This is a genomic window from Salipaludibacillus aurantiacus (assembly GCF_900111295.1).
Lineage (GTDB): Bacteria > Bacillota > Bacilli > Bacillales > Salisediminibacteriaceae > Salipaludibacillus > Salipaludibacillus aurantiacus.
The window spans coordinates 253,044-266,038 of record NZ_FOGT01000005.1; the positions used below are offsets into that span (position 1 = coordinate 253,044).

14 protein-coding genes are annotated in these 12,995 nt (G+C 39.5%); 9 read left to right on the plus strand and 5 right to left on the minus strand.

Annotated features, from left to right (window positions below):
* Positions 1-270: 270 nt before the first annotated feature.
* The gene (spxA, locus tag BMW59_RS08355; protein ID WP_093050136.1) at positions 271-672 is read left to right on the plus strand and encodes a transcriptional regulator SpxA; all 402 of its coding nucleotides are present in this window, start codon (positions 271-273) and stop codon (positions 670-672) included.
* A gap of 37 nt (positions 673-709) precedes the next feature.
* On the opposite strand, the gene BMW59_RS08360 is transcribed toward spxA, so the two are convergent.
* Positions 710-1,402: a TerC family protein gene (locus BMW59_RS08360; protein WP_093050139.1), complete on the minus strand. Its 693-nt coding sequence runs from the start codon at positions 1,400-1,402 to the stop codon at positions 710-712.
* A gap of 294 nt (positions 1,403-1,696) precedes the next feature.
* Here BMW59_RS08360 and mecA point away from each other — a divergent pair, with 294 nt between their 5' ends.
* The 5 genes from mecA to BMW59_RS22225 all read left to right on the plus strand — a co-directional run bounded on the left by mecA (position 1,697) and on the right by BMW59_RS22225 (position 7,989).
* Entirely contained in the window at positions 1,697-2,353 is a 657-nt protein-coding gene (gene mecA, locus BMW59_RS08365; RefSeq protein WP_093050142.1) for an adaptor protein MecA, read from the plus strand.
* Positions 2,354-2,455: 102 nt separating this feature from the next.
* On the plus strand, positions 2,456-3,967 hold the full coding sequence (cls, locus tag BMW59_RS08370; protein ID WP_093050145.1) for a cardiolipin synthase: 1,512 nt from the start codon (positions 2,456-2,458) through the stop codon (positions 3,965-3,967).
* Between the two features lie 115 nt (positions 3,968-4,082).
* A complete protein-coding gene (locus BMW59_RS08375) occupies positions 4,083-5,327 on the plus strand; it encodes a competence protein CoiA (protein WP_093050148.1) in 1,245 nt (414 codons plus the stop codon).
* Between the two features lie 93 nt (positions 5,328-5,420).
* Positions 5,421-7,229, plus strand: a complete 1,809-nt coding sequence (gene pepF / locus BMW59_RS08380) for an oligoendopeptidase F (protein WP_093050151.1) — start codon at positions 5,421-5,423, stop codon at positions 7,227-7,229.
* Positions 7,230-7,863: 634 nt separating this feature from the next.
* Positions 7,864-7,989 (plus strand): hypothetical protein, encoded by a 126-nt coding sequence (locus BMW59_RS22225; RefSeq protein WP_281244246.1) that lies wholly within the window; start codon positions 7,864-7,866, stop codon positions 7,987-7,989.
* Positions 7,990-8,004: 15 nt separating this feature from the next.
* Here BMW59_RS22225 and BMW59_RS08385 read toward each other — a convergent pair whose 3' ends face one another.
* The 4 genes from BMW59_RS08385 to BMW59_RS08400 all read right to left on the minus strand — a co-directional run bounded on the left by BMW59_RS08385 (position 8,005) and on the right by BMW59_RS08400 (position 10,871).
* On the minus strand, positions 8,005-8,940 hold the full coding sequence (locus BMW59_RS08385) for a ClpXP adapter SpxH family protein (RefSeq protein ID WP_093050154.1): 936 nt from the start codon (positions 8,938-8,940) through the stop codon (positions 8,005-8,007).
* A complete protein-coding gene (locus BMW59_RS08390) occupies positions 8,937-9,356 on the minus strand; it encodes a globin domain-containing protein (RefSeq protein ID WP_093050157.1) in 420 nt (139 codons plus the stop codon). Before BMW59_RS08390 ends, BMW59_RS08385 begins: the two co-directional genes overlap by 4 nt.
* Positions 9,357-9,611: 255 nt before the next feature.
* The gene (locus tag BMW59_RS22230) at positions 9,612-10,244 is read right to left on the minus strand and encodes a lytic transglycosylase domain-containing protein (protein ID WP_281244247.1); all 633 of its coding nucleotides are present in this window, start codon (positions 10,242-10,244) and stop codon (positions 9,612-9,614) included.
* Positions 10,245-10,280: 36 nt separating this feature from the next.
* Positions 10,281-10,871 carry a CYTH domain-containing protein gene (locus BMW59_RS08400; RefSeq protein WP_093050160.1) on the minus strand — a complete coding sequence of 197 codons (591 nt, stop codon included), beginning with the start codon at positions 10,869-10,871 and terminating at the stop codon, positions 10,281-10,283.
* A 206-nt stretch (positions 10,872-11,077) separates the two neighbouring features.
* Between BMW59_RS08400 and BMW59_RS08405 the strand changes: the two genes are divergently transcribed.
* The 3 genes from BMW59_RS08405 (at position 11,078) to BMW59_RS08415 (ending at position 12,988) form a co-directional block, all read left to right on the plus strand.
* Positions 11,078-11,470, plus strand: a complete 393-nt coding sequence (locus BMW59_RS08405; RefSeq protein ID WP_093050162.1) for a UPF0738 family protein — start codon at positions 11,078-11,080, stop codon at positions 11,468-11,470.
* Positions 11,471-11,535: 65 nt separating this feature from the next.
* The gene (yjbM, locus tag BMW59_RS08410) at positions 11,536-12,171 is read left to right on the plus strand and encodes a GTP diphosphokinase (protein WP_093050165.1); all 636 of its coding nucleotides are present in this window, start codon (positions 11,536-11,538) and stop codon (positions 12,169-12,171) included.
* A 22-nt stretch (positions 12,172-12,193) separates the two neighbouring features.
* A complete protein-coding gene (locus BMW59_RS08415; RefSeq protein WP_093050168.1) occupies positions 12,194-12,988 on the plus strand; it encodes an NAD kinase in 795 nt (264 codons plus the stop codon).
* Positions 12,989-12,995: the final 7 nt, after the last annotated feature.

A 12,995-nucleotide genomic window follows, 5' to 3' on the forward strand; every position in this document is an offset into this window, starting at 1 on the left:
TGTTGATTAAGGCAAGTTGGTTCAGAAGAAATTGATGAAAAAAACTTCAATTATTCTCAATTAAAACGTTTAAATAAATGAAAGAAGGGAAACTAGACCAATGTGGGTATTTAACATGTACAACGAGTATAAGTGTTGTATAACTTTTTAAAAATAGAGTCTAGGCAAATTAAAACAAATATAGTATAATAATAATTGTAAAAGATATCGTTTATTAAAGCAGTTGACATATATGGACGCAGATTAACTTTTGAAGGGAGAGCTGTCCTAATGGTAACATTGTTTACATCGCCAAGTTGCACGTCTTGCAGGAAGGCAAAAGCATGGTTAGAAGAACACGGCATAGATTTTGAGGAAAGAAACCTGTTTTCAGACCCTCTATCTGTGGAAGAAGTTAAACAAGTGATCCGCATGACAGAAGATGGCACCGATGAAATTATTTCTACCCGCTCCAAAGTCTTTCAGGAATTAGACGTTGAGCTTGATTCCATGCCGCTTCAACAGCTGTTTCAACTTATCAGTGACCACCCTGGTTTACTGAGGCGCCCTATTATCCTGGACGAGAAAAGAATACAGGTCGGTTATAATGAAGCTGAAATCCGCCGTTTTCTTCCCAGGAAAGTCCGTACTTTCCAACTTCAGGAAGCTACTAAAAGACTTGTTAATGAATAAAAATAAACCTTCCGTACTTAGCTGAACGGAAGGTTCTTTATTTTTTCCGGGCGGGTGAATAATACATAATTTTAATTCCTTGGACCCGCTGGGTAATCCACGCGATTAAGAGTCCGGTAATAACCAGCCCGGGAACAAAGTAATCTACCGGGAATGCACTTAGTTGCAGAAGTGATGCCACAATGTCCTCATGGACAATCATTTTACCCGCGGTGTAAAGCAGGATAGCGGCACCTAAATAAATTATTACCGGAAATTTTTCCATTAAGTACAGAATCAGCTTGCTTCCCCAAATGATAATAGGAACTGAAATAATTAATCCGGCAATTACGAGAGAGGAGTTGCCATCGGCAGCGCCGGCCACAGCGATGACATTGTCAAATCCCATAACTACGTCCGCAATGACAATTGTTTTAATTGCATCGCTCATTGAGTAATTTTCTTGTGCCTCACTGTGGCTGTTTTCCGTTTTTACCAGTCTGAAAGCGATCCAGATGAGGAAGAAGCCGCCTATTCCCATCAGATAGGGAATTGCCAGTAATTGAACGGCTATCACAGTAAGCAATCCTCTGGACAGTACTGCGAGCATAATGCCTAATACGATGGCTTTATTTCTCATATTCTCAGGCAAGTGGCGGCAAGCGAGAGCCACAACAATTGCATTGTCACCACCCAGGACAATATCAATACCTATAATAGTCAGAAGGGTCCATATCATTTCTGAACTCAAAGAATACTCCCCCTTGGAACAGAAAAAAATGAAAAAACATTTTTCACTGGATTTTGGACAAAGAGTCTTTTACAATATATACAACCAATCTTTAAATAAGAACGAAATAGTAAGAAATTATGAAATGATAATTTTCCAAAAAAAATTCAAGCATATTTATTTCATTTCGAGTTGTAATCACTTAAAATAAGGATAAGATGAAATGATTGATGTTTGATCCATTAGGGAATAGAGTATATATAATAATTATTCTCAAGTGAAATATGATTTTATCTCTCGAAAGGGTGAGAGCACATGGAAATCGAAAGAATAAACGAAACGACAATTAAATTTTATATCACATATTACGATATCGAGCGGCGCGGTTTTGATAAAGAGGAAATCTGGTATAACAGGGAACGCGGAGAAGAATTATTTTTTGAAATGATGAATGAGGTTAATGAAGACGAGACCTTCGAAATGAATGGCCCGTTATGGGTTCAGGTGCATGCTCTTGAGAAAGGGCTTGAAGTTATTGTAACCCGTGGTCAGATGAATGATGGGAATGTAAAACTTGAAATACCGGTTGGAGACGAGAAAGATGAGGCTCCAGTGGATAACAATATTGTTGATATGCTGGATCAGCAGTTTGTTCACAGCAACGAAAGTGATATCGGAAAAGATAATTCATTAAGTGTGGTTATAGGATTTAACGACTTTGAAGAATTAATCTCATTAAGCCATTCTTTTAAAGAAGACGTGAATACGAGTCTGCATCACTTCGAAAACAAGTACTACATTTTTGTAACACTTGACGAGTCCTTTACTGATGAAGAACAGGATAACATGTTAAGCAGAATGCTTGAGTTTGGATATGAGTCTGATATTACAATTCACCGCATTCGTGAATATGGTAAAACAATTATTAAACAAAATGCCTTAAAGGTTTTAAGCGAACAATTCGACGTATAAACCGGTCAAACCGACCGGTTTTTTCTTTTATTTTTTTCTGAAATTCATTATGATAATTATAGGGAAGCGTTCCACTGACCATACAGAACAGGAGTCTTTAGTATGTTAAAGCGTCTTCAGGTTATTTTATTTGCTTTAGTTATTGGTATTATTTTATATATTACCAGAGAATATTGGGAAAGCTGGGTAGTCGGAGGCTTCAGTTTATTCGTATCTTTATCGGCGTTCTTTATCGCTGTCGTTATATTTCTCGAAAATCGTAACCCTTCCAAAACGTTAACATGGCTGGTTGTGCTGGGAACCCTACCTGTAGTGGGTTTTTTCTTTTATTTATTATTCGGGCAAAATCAGAGAAAAAGTAAGTCGTTTAAAGAAAAAGCTATTATGGATGAGCAGGCATTTTATCAGATCGAAGGCACTAAACCAGTGGATGAATCCAAATTGAACGAAATGGGCCATCATCAGAGAAACCTTTTCAAACTTGCCCATAAACTGGCTAATAATCCTATATCTTTCCAGACAGATACGAAAGTACTGACAGACGGAAAAGAAACATTCGCCCATATTAAACAAGCTCTCAAACAGGCAGAAGATCATATACATATGGAATATTACATAGTGAGGGACGACGAGATCGGCCGCGAAATTAAAGAGATACTAATCGAAAAGGCCGGAAACGGAGTAAAAGTGAGATTTCTTTATGATGCGGTAGGCTGCTGGAACTTAAATAAAAGTTATATGAAAGAGTTGAATGAAGCCGGGGTGGAGGCAGTCCCCTTCTCCCCGGTCCGTTTTCCTGTTTTAACCCATAAAATGAATTACCGGAATCACCGGAAAATCATTGTGGTTGATACCCGCTACGCGTTTATCGGGGGACTGAATATCGGAGATGAATATTTAGGTAAAAACCGGTATTTTGGTCATTGGCGTGATACACATCTGTTTATTAAAGGTGAAGCGATAAGAAGTTTGCAATTGATTTTCTTAAGAGACTGGTATTATGCTACAGGGAAATCCGTTCTTAAACAGCATTATTTGTCCCCGCTACTTCCTGTAAGGGATTTAGAGGGAGGGGTTCAGATGATTGCAAGCGGACCTGATACAAGATGGGAAATCCTAAAAAAATTATTTTTTGCAATGATTACTTCTGCCAAAAAGTCTATTTGGATTGCTTCCCCTTACTTTATACCTGATGAAGACATTTTGAGTGCTCTCAGAATAGCTTCTTTAAGCGGAGTGGATGTGAGATTGCTGGTTCCGAGCAGACCAGATAAACGGATTGTATTTTATGCTTCCAGGTCCTATTTTCCCGAACTGCTTGAGGCGGGTATGAAAATTTATGAATACAATCAAGGGTTCATGCATAGTAAAGTGATAATTGTTGACCATGAAATAGCTTCTATAGGCACGGCTAACATGGATATGAGGAGCTTCCATTTAAACTTTGAAGCGAACGCTTTTCTATACAAAACACGGAGTGTAGAGTCGTTAGTAAGTGATTTTATTTATGATATGGAACATTCTACAATTATCCGGCATGAATTATTCCAAAAACGACCGTTAGTTCAAAAGGTTACTGAATCAACGTCCAGGTTATTTTCCCCGCTGTTATAATAAATTAATGTTGAACATACGTTCCCTATTTATTATAATTAACAGGACAATATCAGGCAGCTTAGTTTCAACTGTGCGGTTATTACTAATCTGCCTGAAAAGAAGGTGATGTGATATGTATCATGCCGGCCGTTCAGACGGTCAGTCAATCTCTTTGCTGAGCCGTAAATGGAAACGTGAAGAGCTGGTGAAAATGAAATTATCTTACCAATTTTTTTGTCCTCATTGTTCTGAACAAGTTATATTAAAATTGGGTGACTGCCAAGCCTGGCATTTTGCCCATCTTCCTCGCTCCCGCTGTGACTTCCGCAGAACGAACGAAACAGCTGAGCATGCAGCTGCTAAACTGAAACTCTACCAGTGGCTAACTTCCCACCATATTGAAACTTATCTCGAATTATATCTACCTGAATTAAAAAGAAGACCAGACTTATGCATGAAAATAAACGGACTCTGTTATGTGATGGAAATTCAGAGATCCAGCATAGACACGGAGCAATATATGCATAGGCATTTTTCTTATTTAGAGGCAGGGTATGAGCCGGTTTGGATAGGACTCCACAGTTCTGAAAGAAATGAAAACTATACCGTGAAGACGTTAACTCTTCTTGACTCCTTTTTGATCAGGCAGGACCCTGTGCCTCACTCAATATATTACGATCCTTCCAAAAATAAATGGCTTATTTACTCCCGTTTTTTCTATATTCAGCCTCGAAAAATATTCCTCCAAGCTAAAAATTATTCTTCTTCTTCTATCTCTCCTTATGATGTGCTTTGCAGCCCTAAAAATTTATTCTTACCGGACAGAAATACAAAAACGTGTTTTGCAGAGATGCTGTTGACCCACTGGAAAAAACGTACGTTGGCCTTACGGACAAAAATGTACGTGACGATGACGCCATCAGAAAAAAGAATGCTTCCACTTTTTCAAAGCTGCCAGTTAAACCTCAATTATTTCCCAGCAGTCTGCAACCTTCCTTTACCTTCCCAATATATGCTTATGACGCCTCCTCACTTATGGCAGTCCTGGCTTGTAATTAAATTAATTAATAGGACTGGAGTCAATAAAACTATTCATTTATCAGCTCTTACTATGGAAATGGTTAACGCTGCACCCCAGTACAGGTTTACTTTTCGCCCAGCCTCTATACACCATAAAGAAATAATCAGATGCTTATTAGCGGAATATTTTGAACTTCTTTGTTTATTTGGAGCATTGATTAAGTTATATCCAGGAGTGTACAAAGTCGTCCGACATGTAACTGTAAAAAAAACATTTAACAAGCTTTTGACAGATGATACCTTCGTATGTAATCAACTTGCTGTTTATTTCGGGAACAAAAATATATTTAAAACTTAACAGGAATTTGAGTATTTATCTAGAATTGTATGAAAGGCCCAATTAATAGTAAGCTAAGAGGGTAGAATGACTTAATTATTGGAGGTGCCTGTATTGGCTGCACAAAAAACGTTACCTAAAAGAGAAGAGATTCCTGTAGAGAAAACATGGGATCTGGAGGATATTTATGAAAATAATAATGAGTGGGAAAAAGAGTTCCAGGAAGTGAAAGAAATGCTTCCTGAACTAAAAAATTTTCAAGGAACATTAGGGGAATCAGGAGCACAATTGTTTAAAGCACTCCATTACCAGGACGAAGTGTCAAAAAAACTGGGTAAACTTTATACATATGCCCATATGCGCTATGATCAGGATACAACGAACTCTTTTTACCAGGGGTTGAACGACAGAGCAAGCCAGCTGCTGACTCAAGTCAGCCAGTCTGCTTCATTTATGACACCTGAACTTTTATCTATTCCTGAAGAAACTCTTAAACAGTTTATAAAAGATGAACCCGAACTGCAGCTGTATGAACATGCATTTGAAAAAATAAACCATCAGCGTCCCCACGTACTTAGTGAGAAAGAAGAATCTATACTTGCCCAGGCGGGGGAGGTAACGGACGCTCCTTCAACAACATTCGGTATGTTAAATAATGCCGATTTGGCATTTCCGGTAATTAAAGATGAGGATGGGAACGAAGTAGAAGTAACTCACGGACGAATCATCCGTTTTCTCCAAAGCAATAACAGAAGAGTAAGAGAAGACGCTTTTAAAGCTGTGTATGAGACTTATGGCAAGTATATAAACACATTTGCCAGTACGTTAGGCGGGAATGTAAAAAAGAACATTTTTAATGCAAATGTCCGCAATTATGATTCTGCACGCCAGGCTGCACTAAGTAAAAACCATATTCCTGAAGTTGTCTATGACCAGCTTGTTTCAACAGTAAATGATCACCTTCATTTGCTCCACCGCTATGTAGATATAAGAAAACGGGCCCTGGATCTGGATGAGCTTCATATGTATGATTTATATACGCCAATTGTCAAAGATGTGGAGATGGAAATTCCTTATAAAGAAGCGAAGGACCTGATGCTTAATGGATTAACTGCTCTCGGCAGCGAATATACCTCTATTGTAAAAGAAGGACTTGAAGAGCGCTGGGTCGATGTAGAAGAAAATGCCGGGAAAAGAAGCGGGGCCTATTCCTCGGGAGCTTACGGAACAAAGCCTTATATCTTAATGAACTGGCAGGATAATGTGAATAACCTATTTACATTGGCGCATGAGTTCGGCCATTCCGTGCACAGCTATTACACAAGACAGGAACAGCCTTATCCTTATGCCAACTATTCTATTTTCGTAGCAGAGGTTGCTTCGACAACCAATGAAGCACTTTTAAATGATTATATGCTTAAAAAAGAAACTGATAAACAGCGCCGCCTGTACTTACTTAATCAGTTTCTGGAAGGGTTCAGGGGAACAGTCTTCCGGCAGACGATGTTTGCAGAATTTGAAAAAATGATTCATGAAAAAGCAGAGAACGGTGAACCTCTCACGCCGGACGCGTTAAACGAGACGTATTATAACCTTAATAAGAAGTATTTCGGCAATAACATAGTTATTGATGAAGAGATCGCTCTTGAGTGGGCAAGAATCCCTCATTTCTATATGAACTTTTATGTCTACCAGTATGCAACAGGGTATAGTGCTGCCACAGCTTTAGGAAAACAGATTCTTGAAGAACAGGAGCCGGCGGTTGAACGGTTCATAGACTTCCTAAAAGCAGGAAGTTCAGATTATCCGATTGAAGTTCTAAAAAAAGCAGGCGTAGATATGACTTCTCCTGAACCAGTGAAACAGGCTCTTAAAGTATTTGAACAAACGCTGGATGAGCTGGAAAATTTGCTGTTTGATTAATATGGAGAAGCTGCCGGGAGTTTCTCCGGCAGATCTTTACTTCAAGGCCGGATAAAATAATAGTAGCTATAAAGAAATCCGGACAACTATCTTTTTAAGATAGTTGTCCGGATTTTGCTATTGTGCTTTCATATTCTGGGGAAGAGGATTTCCACTCAGGGGGTTGGCCTGGGAACACTCCAAGGCGTCCTCACATTAATTAAAATCCTTTAAATCTGTGCCGGTTAGTAAACGTATGGAGGGTATATAATATAGTCAGAAAAAGTATTGGGAAAGACAGCCAGAATGGAAATAGATTCATTAAACTCATTATGGTTAAAGTATAGCTGATTAATATGCCCAGCAAGCCAAAAATTAGTTTCACAGACGTCACCTCTTTAGGAAAATAAGTAATCTTTGACTAATTTGTGAAAAGATTCACGTACGTATTGTAAGTCAGATCAGAATTTGATAAATTAGAATTGTGAAAGGGATCACATAACTCCCCCTTAGCTTATGTGGACGTCACAAACCCCTTGACGGAGAAGCCTTTCAAACTATTGACAATGTTCCGATCGAAAAAAATCAGGTTACCCCGCCTGATTTTTTTCGTGCTTCTAAAGAGAAAAGAGGTTTCCTCAGGAGGAAAGCAACAATGGTTAACAGAGGGAAAGAAAAATTCCATAAAAGCAGAGTGCTCTTATGTCCAGTTTATGAGTTAACAGGACAAAACTTTCCGGAAATTAAAAAGCCGCACGGAATCATTGCTCCGTACGGGTGAACTGAATGTATGGAATTAATCGTTTAATTTTCCTGTAAACCGCCAAAATGACCCGTGCTTTGTACGGATTTCTTTTACTTGCTGCTTTAGCTGCATTTTTTTCATTTCTTTTTTTACCTGTTCGGCATCCATATCAAACACGACAGAAATTTCTTTTTCTGCGACCAGAGAATAAAATGATACAAAGTGTTCTAATGAAACAGGAGGGCACTTCTGCAGTTCTTTTCCAAGAATGTCAGAGATAATACTCACGTAGACGTCATAGTCATACAACCCTTGAACTTTAAGACCCGGTTCATCCACATCCTCGCCGAAGAAAATCATTGTCGGCAAAGCGTCGACATCCATCTCTTTTGTCGTTTTGGAGTCGGCATGCAAAGCTTTTTTAGCCACTTCGGAGTGCAGATCCTTAGCAAACTCCCTGACATCCATTCCTTCTACTTTTTCAGCACAGGAAATTAATACGTCTTCACTGGCAATATTTTTTTTGTGAAGGAATAAAGCCTCACGTACACGGCGCAAATATTTTGAACCTATTGCTTTACCTTGGAGTTCAGATGCTTTAATGGCCAATATAGCAGAGTAAGGAGTAGTCATTACATTTTCATACCACACATCTCCGTCACAGGGCATACCTGTACGGCAGGCAGTTTCGTTGTAAGATTTAGCCATTTCTTCAACGATGGATTTATACTGTTTCCCGCATGGAGAATTTAAGGATCTCATTTCATTACCGAGAAAAGTAGTAATTTTAAAATAATTTGAGTATTCCATTTGCAGTTTTTTTATAACAGGTTCAAGAGACCAGCATTCAGGGCATAAAGGGTCTATAAACACATATATTTCTACAGGTTTTTTTTCCCGCTCCATTAAATAGAAAGAGGCGGGTTCAACAGGGCAGCAGATACCCAGATTGTCATAACAAACAAAATTTCCTTCCTTGGCTGTCATGAGTCATACCCCTTTCGTCTTCCTTCAGAGGAATGTGTCGTTTCGGAATTGATCATATGGCGAGCTGTATAGGATAAGCGTTCAAATACAGCTGTTCTTAAAGGTTCCTCTATGTTTACCTCTACGAGCGCCTGAGCCATACAAGACAGCCAGGCTTCAGATCTCTCCGGAGTAATTTTGAAGGGCATATGGCGTGCACGTAGCATCGGGTGACCGTGTTCTTCTGTATATAAAGCCGGGCCTCCGAAGAATTGGGTAAGAAATTGTTTTTGTTTTCGTGCTGTTTCTGTTAAATCATCGGGGAACACCTCGATTAAATCCGGGTGCTCAGATACTAACTCGTAAAAACGATCAACGAGTATGTCTAATTTATCTTCTCCGATAAGTGAATATACCGTGTTGTTGGACTGAGTCATCGGGGTCTCCTTTTACAGATGTTGAAATAGTCATCCATTTAGTGCTTTTTCACGGGTACAGCATACCCGGAGCTTTTCTATCGTTATTGTAGCAAGGGGAAGCTAAGGTCGCAACAAATGTGTTTTGCGGGTGGCAGACTGTATGAGGACAGGTAGTTATCCCACCCGGTTTCAGGGTAATTCCAAGCAGCTCACTTAAAAAGTACATATATAAAAAAGGCTCCGTCCAAGACGAACCCTTTCTGGCTCTCAGTTTTAGACTGAGCTGAGCTTTTCATAAGTGTTTAAAACGCGGGGGACATAGGTTTGAGTTTCCTTAAATGGAGGAATCCCGCCATACTTGTCCACGTTTCCCGGTCCGGCATTGTAAGCGGCAAGAGCCAAGGCTGTATTTCCATTGTATTTATCGAGCATCGCTTTAATATAACGGGTTCCTCCATCGATGTTCTGAGAGGGATCGTAACTGTTTTCGACACCAAGGCCTCTTGCTGTAGCGGGCATAAGCTGCATAAGCCCCTGTGCGCCGGCATGGCTTTTTGCGGCAGTATTAAAACCGGATTCGTGTTTAATGATCGAATAGATTAATTTTTCATCGACTTCATATTTCCTTGCAGACTCTTTAATAAGAGGGAGGAATGCTTTGTCATTGGAAGACTGGCTAATCAGATTTTCTGCACTTTCTTTTTTTTGCACATACGCGTCGATAAGTGATCCGCGTTTACTCACTGTGGTTTCTGGAAGTCTGCCGGAGTGAAAGTGGTCGTTTAACGCCTGGGTGAATGTATTTTTTACAGGTGGAGAGGCCTGGCCGATCCGGTTAAGCTGCTTGTCTCCCCATGCTTTTAACACCTGCCATTGATACAAATCATTAAACATATTAACTTTCAATTATACCCTCTCCTGTAATAAGAACCGAATCTGAAGTTAATCCTGTTCCCGTTGAATTTTTACGCTGTAAAACCTTTCAATTTTATTAGCTGGCTCGTTCCACGAAAGGTCCCACTCTTTTAATAACTGTTTAAAAGCTTGCTTCCCTGCAGCAAATTCTTCGCATTCGAATTCTATCTCGTAATCTACATGGTCAAAATAATAACTTTTGTCCAGGACAAGCAGCCCTTCTTTAAGGCTGATTTCCGTCCGTTCAGTCGTCAGCTGTCCAAGGTAGTCCAATTCCGGGACGGTTCCTTCGAGCAGTTGTGACAGCTGGTTAAATACATCGCCATCTGAAAGACTGCCATGCTCCTTCAAAGCAGAAAACTCCTCTTCGCTTAGCTGTTGATGTGTTTCCAGCAGACCTGTCTCGTAAGGCTGTTTTAAGGTTAAAATATATGCTCCTTTTTTATATCGGACTCTTAAGGCGGATTTTTTATCTTTTAACGCTAATTTATCCGTGTCAAAATAGTGGTTCACCTGTGTGTAAACAGGGGTACTTAAAGAGTGATAGCAGCTAAGAAGCTCTTCATATTTCTTTCGGTCAATTAAATTCTTAAACTCTATTTCAATTTCCTGATTCATGCTAATCACCTGCACTTAAAGTTAGATTTATAGGTATCTGCTTTTTCCCGGCCACACCAGGCCACATCTAATTAATTATTCCACATGTAGCTGGGGATGGCAATGAATCAATTTTGCTTTATAAGCAGAGATCTAGTATGTTTTACTGCGTGAAAATATACGATTATGATAAAATGATAGTGGATGTTTACAGAGGAGGTTCGCAAATGATTATCTTTCAAGCTGAAGGAATAACAGAAAGAGATAATAGCGTAGAGGTAGCATTAAATAAACAAATTAAAGAAAGTGACTGGCAATCCCTTACTCCAGCTGAAAGAATTTTAGCAGATTCGGATGGGGAAGCTTTTGTCTATTTACTGGAAAACGACGAAGGCTTCCACCATGTCAGAATTACAAGTGAGCACTGGTATACCCTTAATGACTCGTTGGATTCAGAGAAAAAAGTGTATCTTGCTGTAGAAGGGGAAACAGCCGGCAAACTTGAACTGACCCATTTTTGGGAAGAAATCAAGCTGCTTCTGGAAAATATTAAAGGGAACAACAATTACGGTAAAGAGTTTGTAAATAAGGTAGAGCAGACTTTTGATTTGAAAAACTGAACATTCCCAGCCGATCAGAAAAACAGCAAAGGACATAAAACAAGAAAATAATGGTGGTGACGTAGATGCTGGATTGGGATGTGATGCTTACCCCTTATAAGCAAGCTGTCGAAGAGTTGAAAATTAAATTAAAAGGTATTCGGGATCAGTATCAGCTGACGTCCAAACATACTCCTATAGAATTTGTCACCGGAAGAGTGAAACCTGTGTCCAGTATTCTTGAAAAAGCTAAAAGAAAAAATATCCCTCTCAATGAACTGGAAGAAAAAATGCAGGATTTAGCTGGTGTCCGTATAATGTGCCAGTTTGTAGGAGATATCGATACGGTAGTAGAGCTTATTCATGCCCGGACGGATTTTGATATAGAAGAAGAGAGAGACTATATAAAACATAAAAAAAGAAGCGGGTACAGGTCTTATCATATGATTCTCCGTTATCCTGTCCAAACTATAGACGGAGAAAAACCTATTCTGGTTGAACTTCAAATCCGTACTTTAGCTATGAATTTCTGGGCAACCATTGAACATTCTCTCCAATATAAGTATTCCGGTAAAATTCCGGCAAAAATTGAAGAAAGACTGCAGACGGCAGCTGAAGCCGCCTTTAAATTGGATGAAGAAATGTCAAAGATACGCGGAGAGGTGCAGGAGGCCCAGCAGATTATCACTAAACAGAGGGAGTCAATTCGAAAACGGAATTAACTTGAAAGGACGACTGCCAACTATGAAGTTTAATGTAAAGTCGCGTGGGGACCACGATTCAAATATTTTAACCCAAAAAATAAAAAATTATCTCAAGGAATTCGAACTCGAGTTTAATGAGGAAGAACCTGATATCGTTATTTCCGTTGGAGGGGACGGCACCCTTCTGGAAGCATTCCATCAATATACTCATCGTCTTGAAGAAACTTCTTTTGTCGGAGTTCATACGGGCCATCTTGGATTCTACGCGGACTGGCAGCCTGATGAAGTCGAAAAATTAGTCATTCATATTGCTAAAACCCCTTATAAAATTGTAGAATATCCCGTTTTGGAAGTTATAATCCGTCACCATGGCGACCAGAAATCAGAGCGTTTCCTTGCTTTAAACGAATGTACAGTTAAAAGTATGGAAGGCTCTCTTGTTATGGATATTGAAATTAAAGGAGACTTGTTTGAGACATTCAGAGGAGACGGCCTTTGCTTATCCACCCCTTCAGGAAGTACGGCATACAATAAAGCGCTGGGAGGGGCAATTTTGCATCCCTCTCTTGCATCTATACAGCTAGCCGAAATGGCTTCTATTAATAACCGTGTCTATCGGACAGTCGGGTCGCCTCTTGTACTGCCCCAGCACCACACATGTATTTTAAAACCTAAAAATGATGTGGATTTTCAAGTGTCAGTGGACCATTACAGCTTAGTGCAAAAAAAAGTGAAAGCTATTCAATGCCGGGTAGCTGAAGAAAAAGTCAGGTTTGCGAGGTTCAGGCCTTTTCCTTTCTGGAAACGGGTGAAGGAGTCGTTTATTGCTGAATGACAAATAA

Excerpts from the sequence above, each read along its gene's own strand:
- BMW59_RS08385 (WP_093050154.1), bottom strand. The coding sequence starts at position 8,940 with ATGACAGCCAAGGAAGGAAATTTTGTTTGTTATGACAATCTGGGTATC.
- cls (WP_093050145.1), top strand. The coding sequence starts at position 2,456 with ATGTTAAAGCGTCTTCAGGTTATTTTATTTGCTTTAGTTATTGGTATT.
- BMW59_RS08400 (WP_093050160.1), bottom strand. The coding sequence starts at position 10,871 with ATGAATCAGGAAATTGAAATAGAGTTTAAGAATTTAATTGACCGAAAG.
- BMW59_RS22225 (WP_281244246.1), top strand. The coding sequence starts at position 7,864 with ATGGTTAACAGAGGGAAAGAAAAATTCCATAAAAGCAGAGTGCTCTTA.
- mecA (WP_093050142.1), top strand. The coding sequence starts at position 1,697 with ATGGAAATCGAAAGAATAAACGAAACGACAATTAAATTTTATATCACA.
- BMW59_RS08390 (WP_093050157.1), bottom strand. The coding sequence starts at position 9,356 with ATGACTCAGTCCAACAACACGGTATATTCACTTATCGGAGAAGATAAA.
- BMW59_RS08375 (WP_093050148.1), top strand. The coding sequence starts at position 4,083 with ATGTATCATGCCGGCCGTTCAGACGGTCAGTCAATCTCTTTGCTGAGC.
- BMW59_RS08405 (WP_093050162.1), top strand. The coding sequence starts at position 11,078 with ATGATTATCTTTCAAGCTGAAGGAATAACAGAAAGAGATAATAGCGTA.
- BMW59_RS08415 (WP_093050168.1), top strand. The coding sequence starts at position 12,194 with ATGAAGTTTAATGTAAAGTCGCGTGGGGACCACGATTCAAATATTTTA.
- spxA (WP_093050136.1), top strand. The coding sequence starts at position 271 with ATGGTAACATTGTTTACATCGCCAAGTTGCACGTCTTGCAGGAAGGCA.
- yjbM (WP_093050165.1), top strand. The coding sequence starts at position 11,536 with ATGCTGGATTGGGATGTGATGCTTACCCCTTATAAGCAAGCTGTCGAA.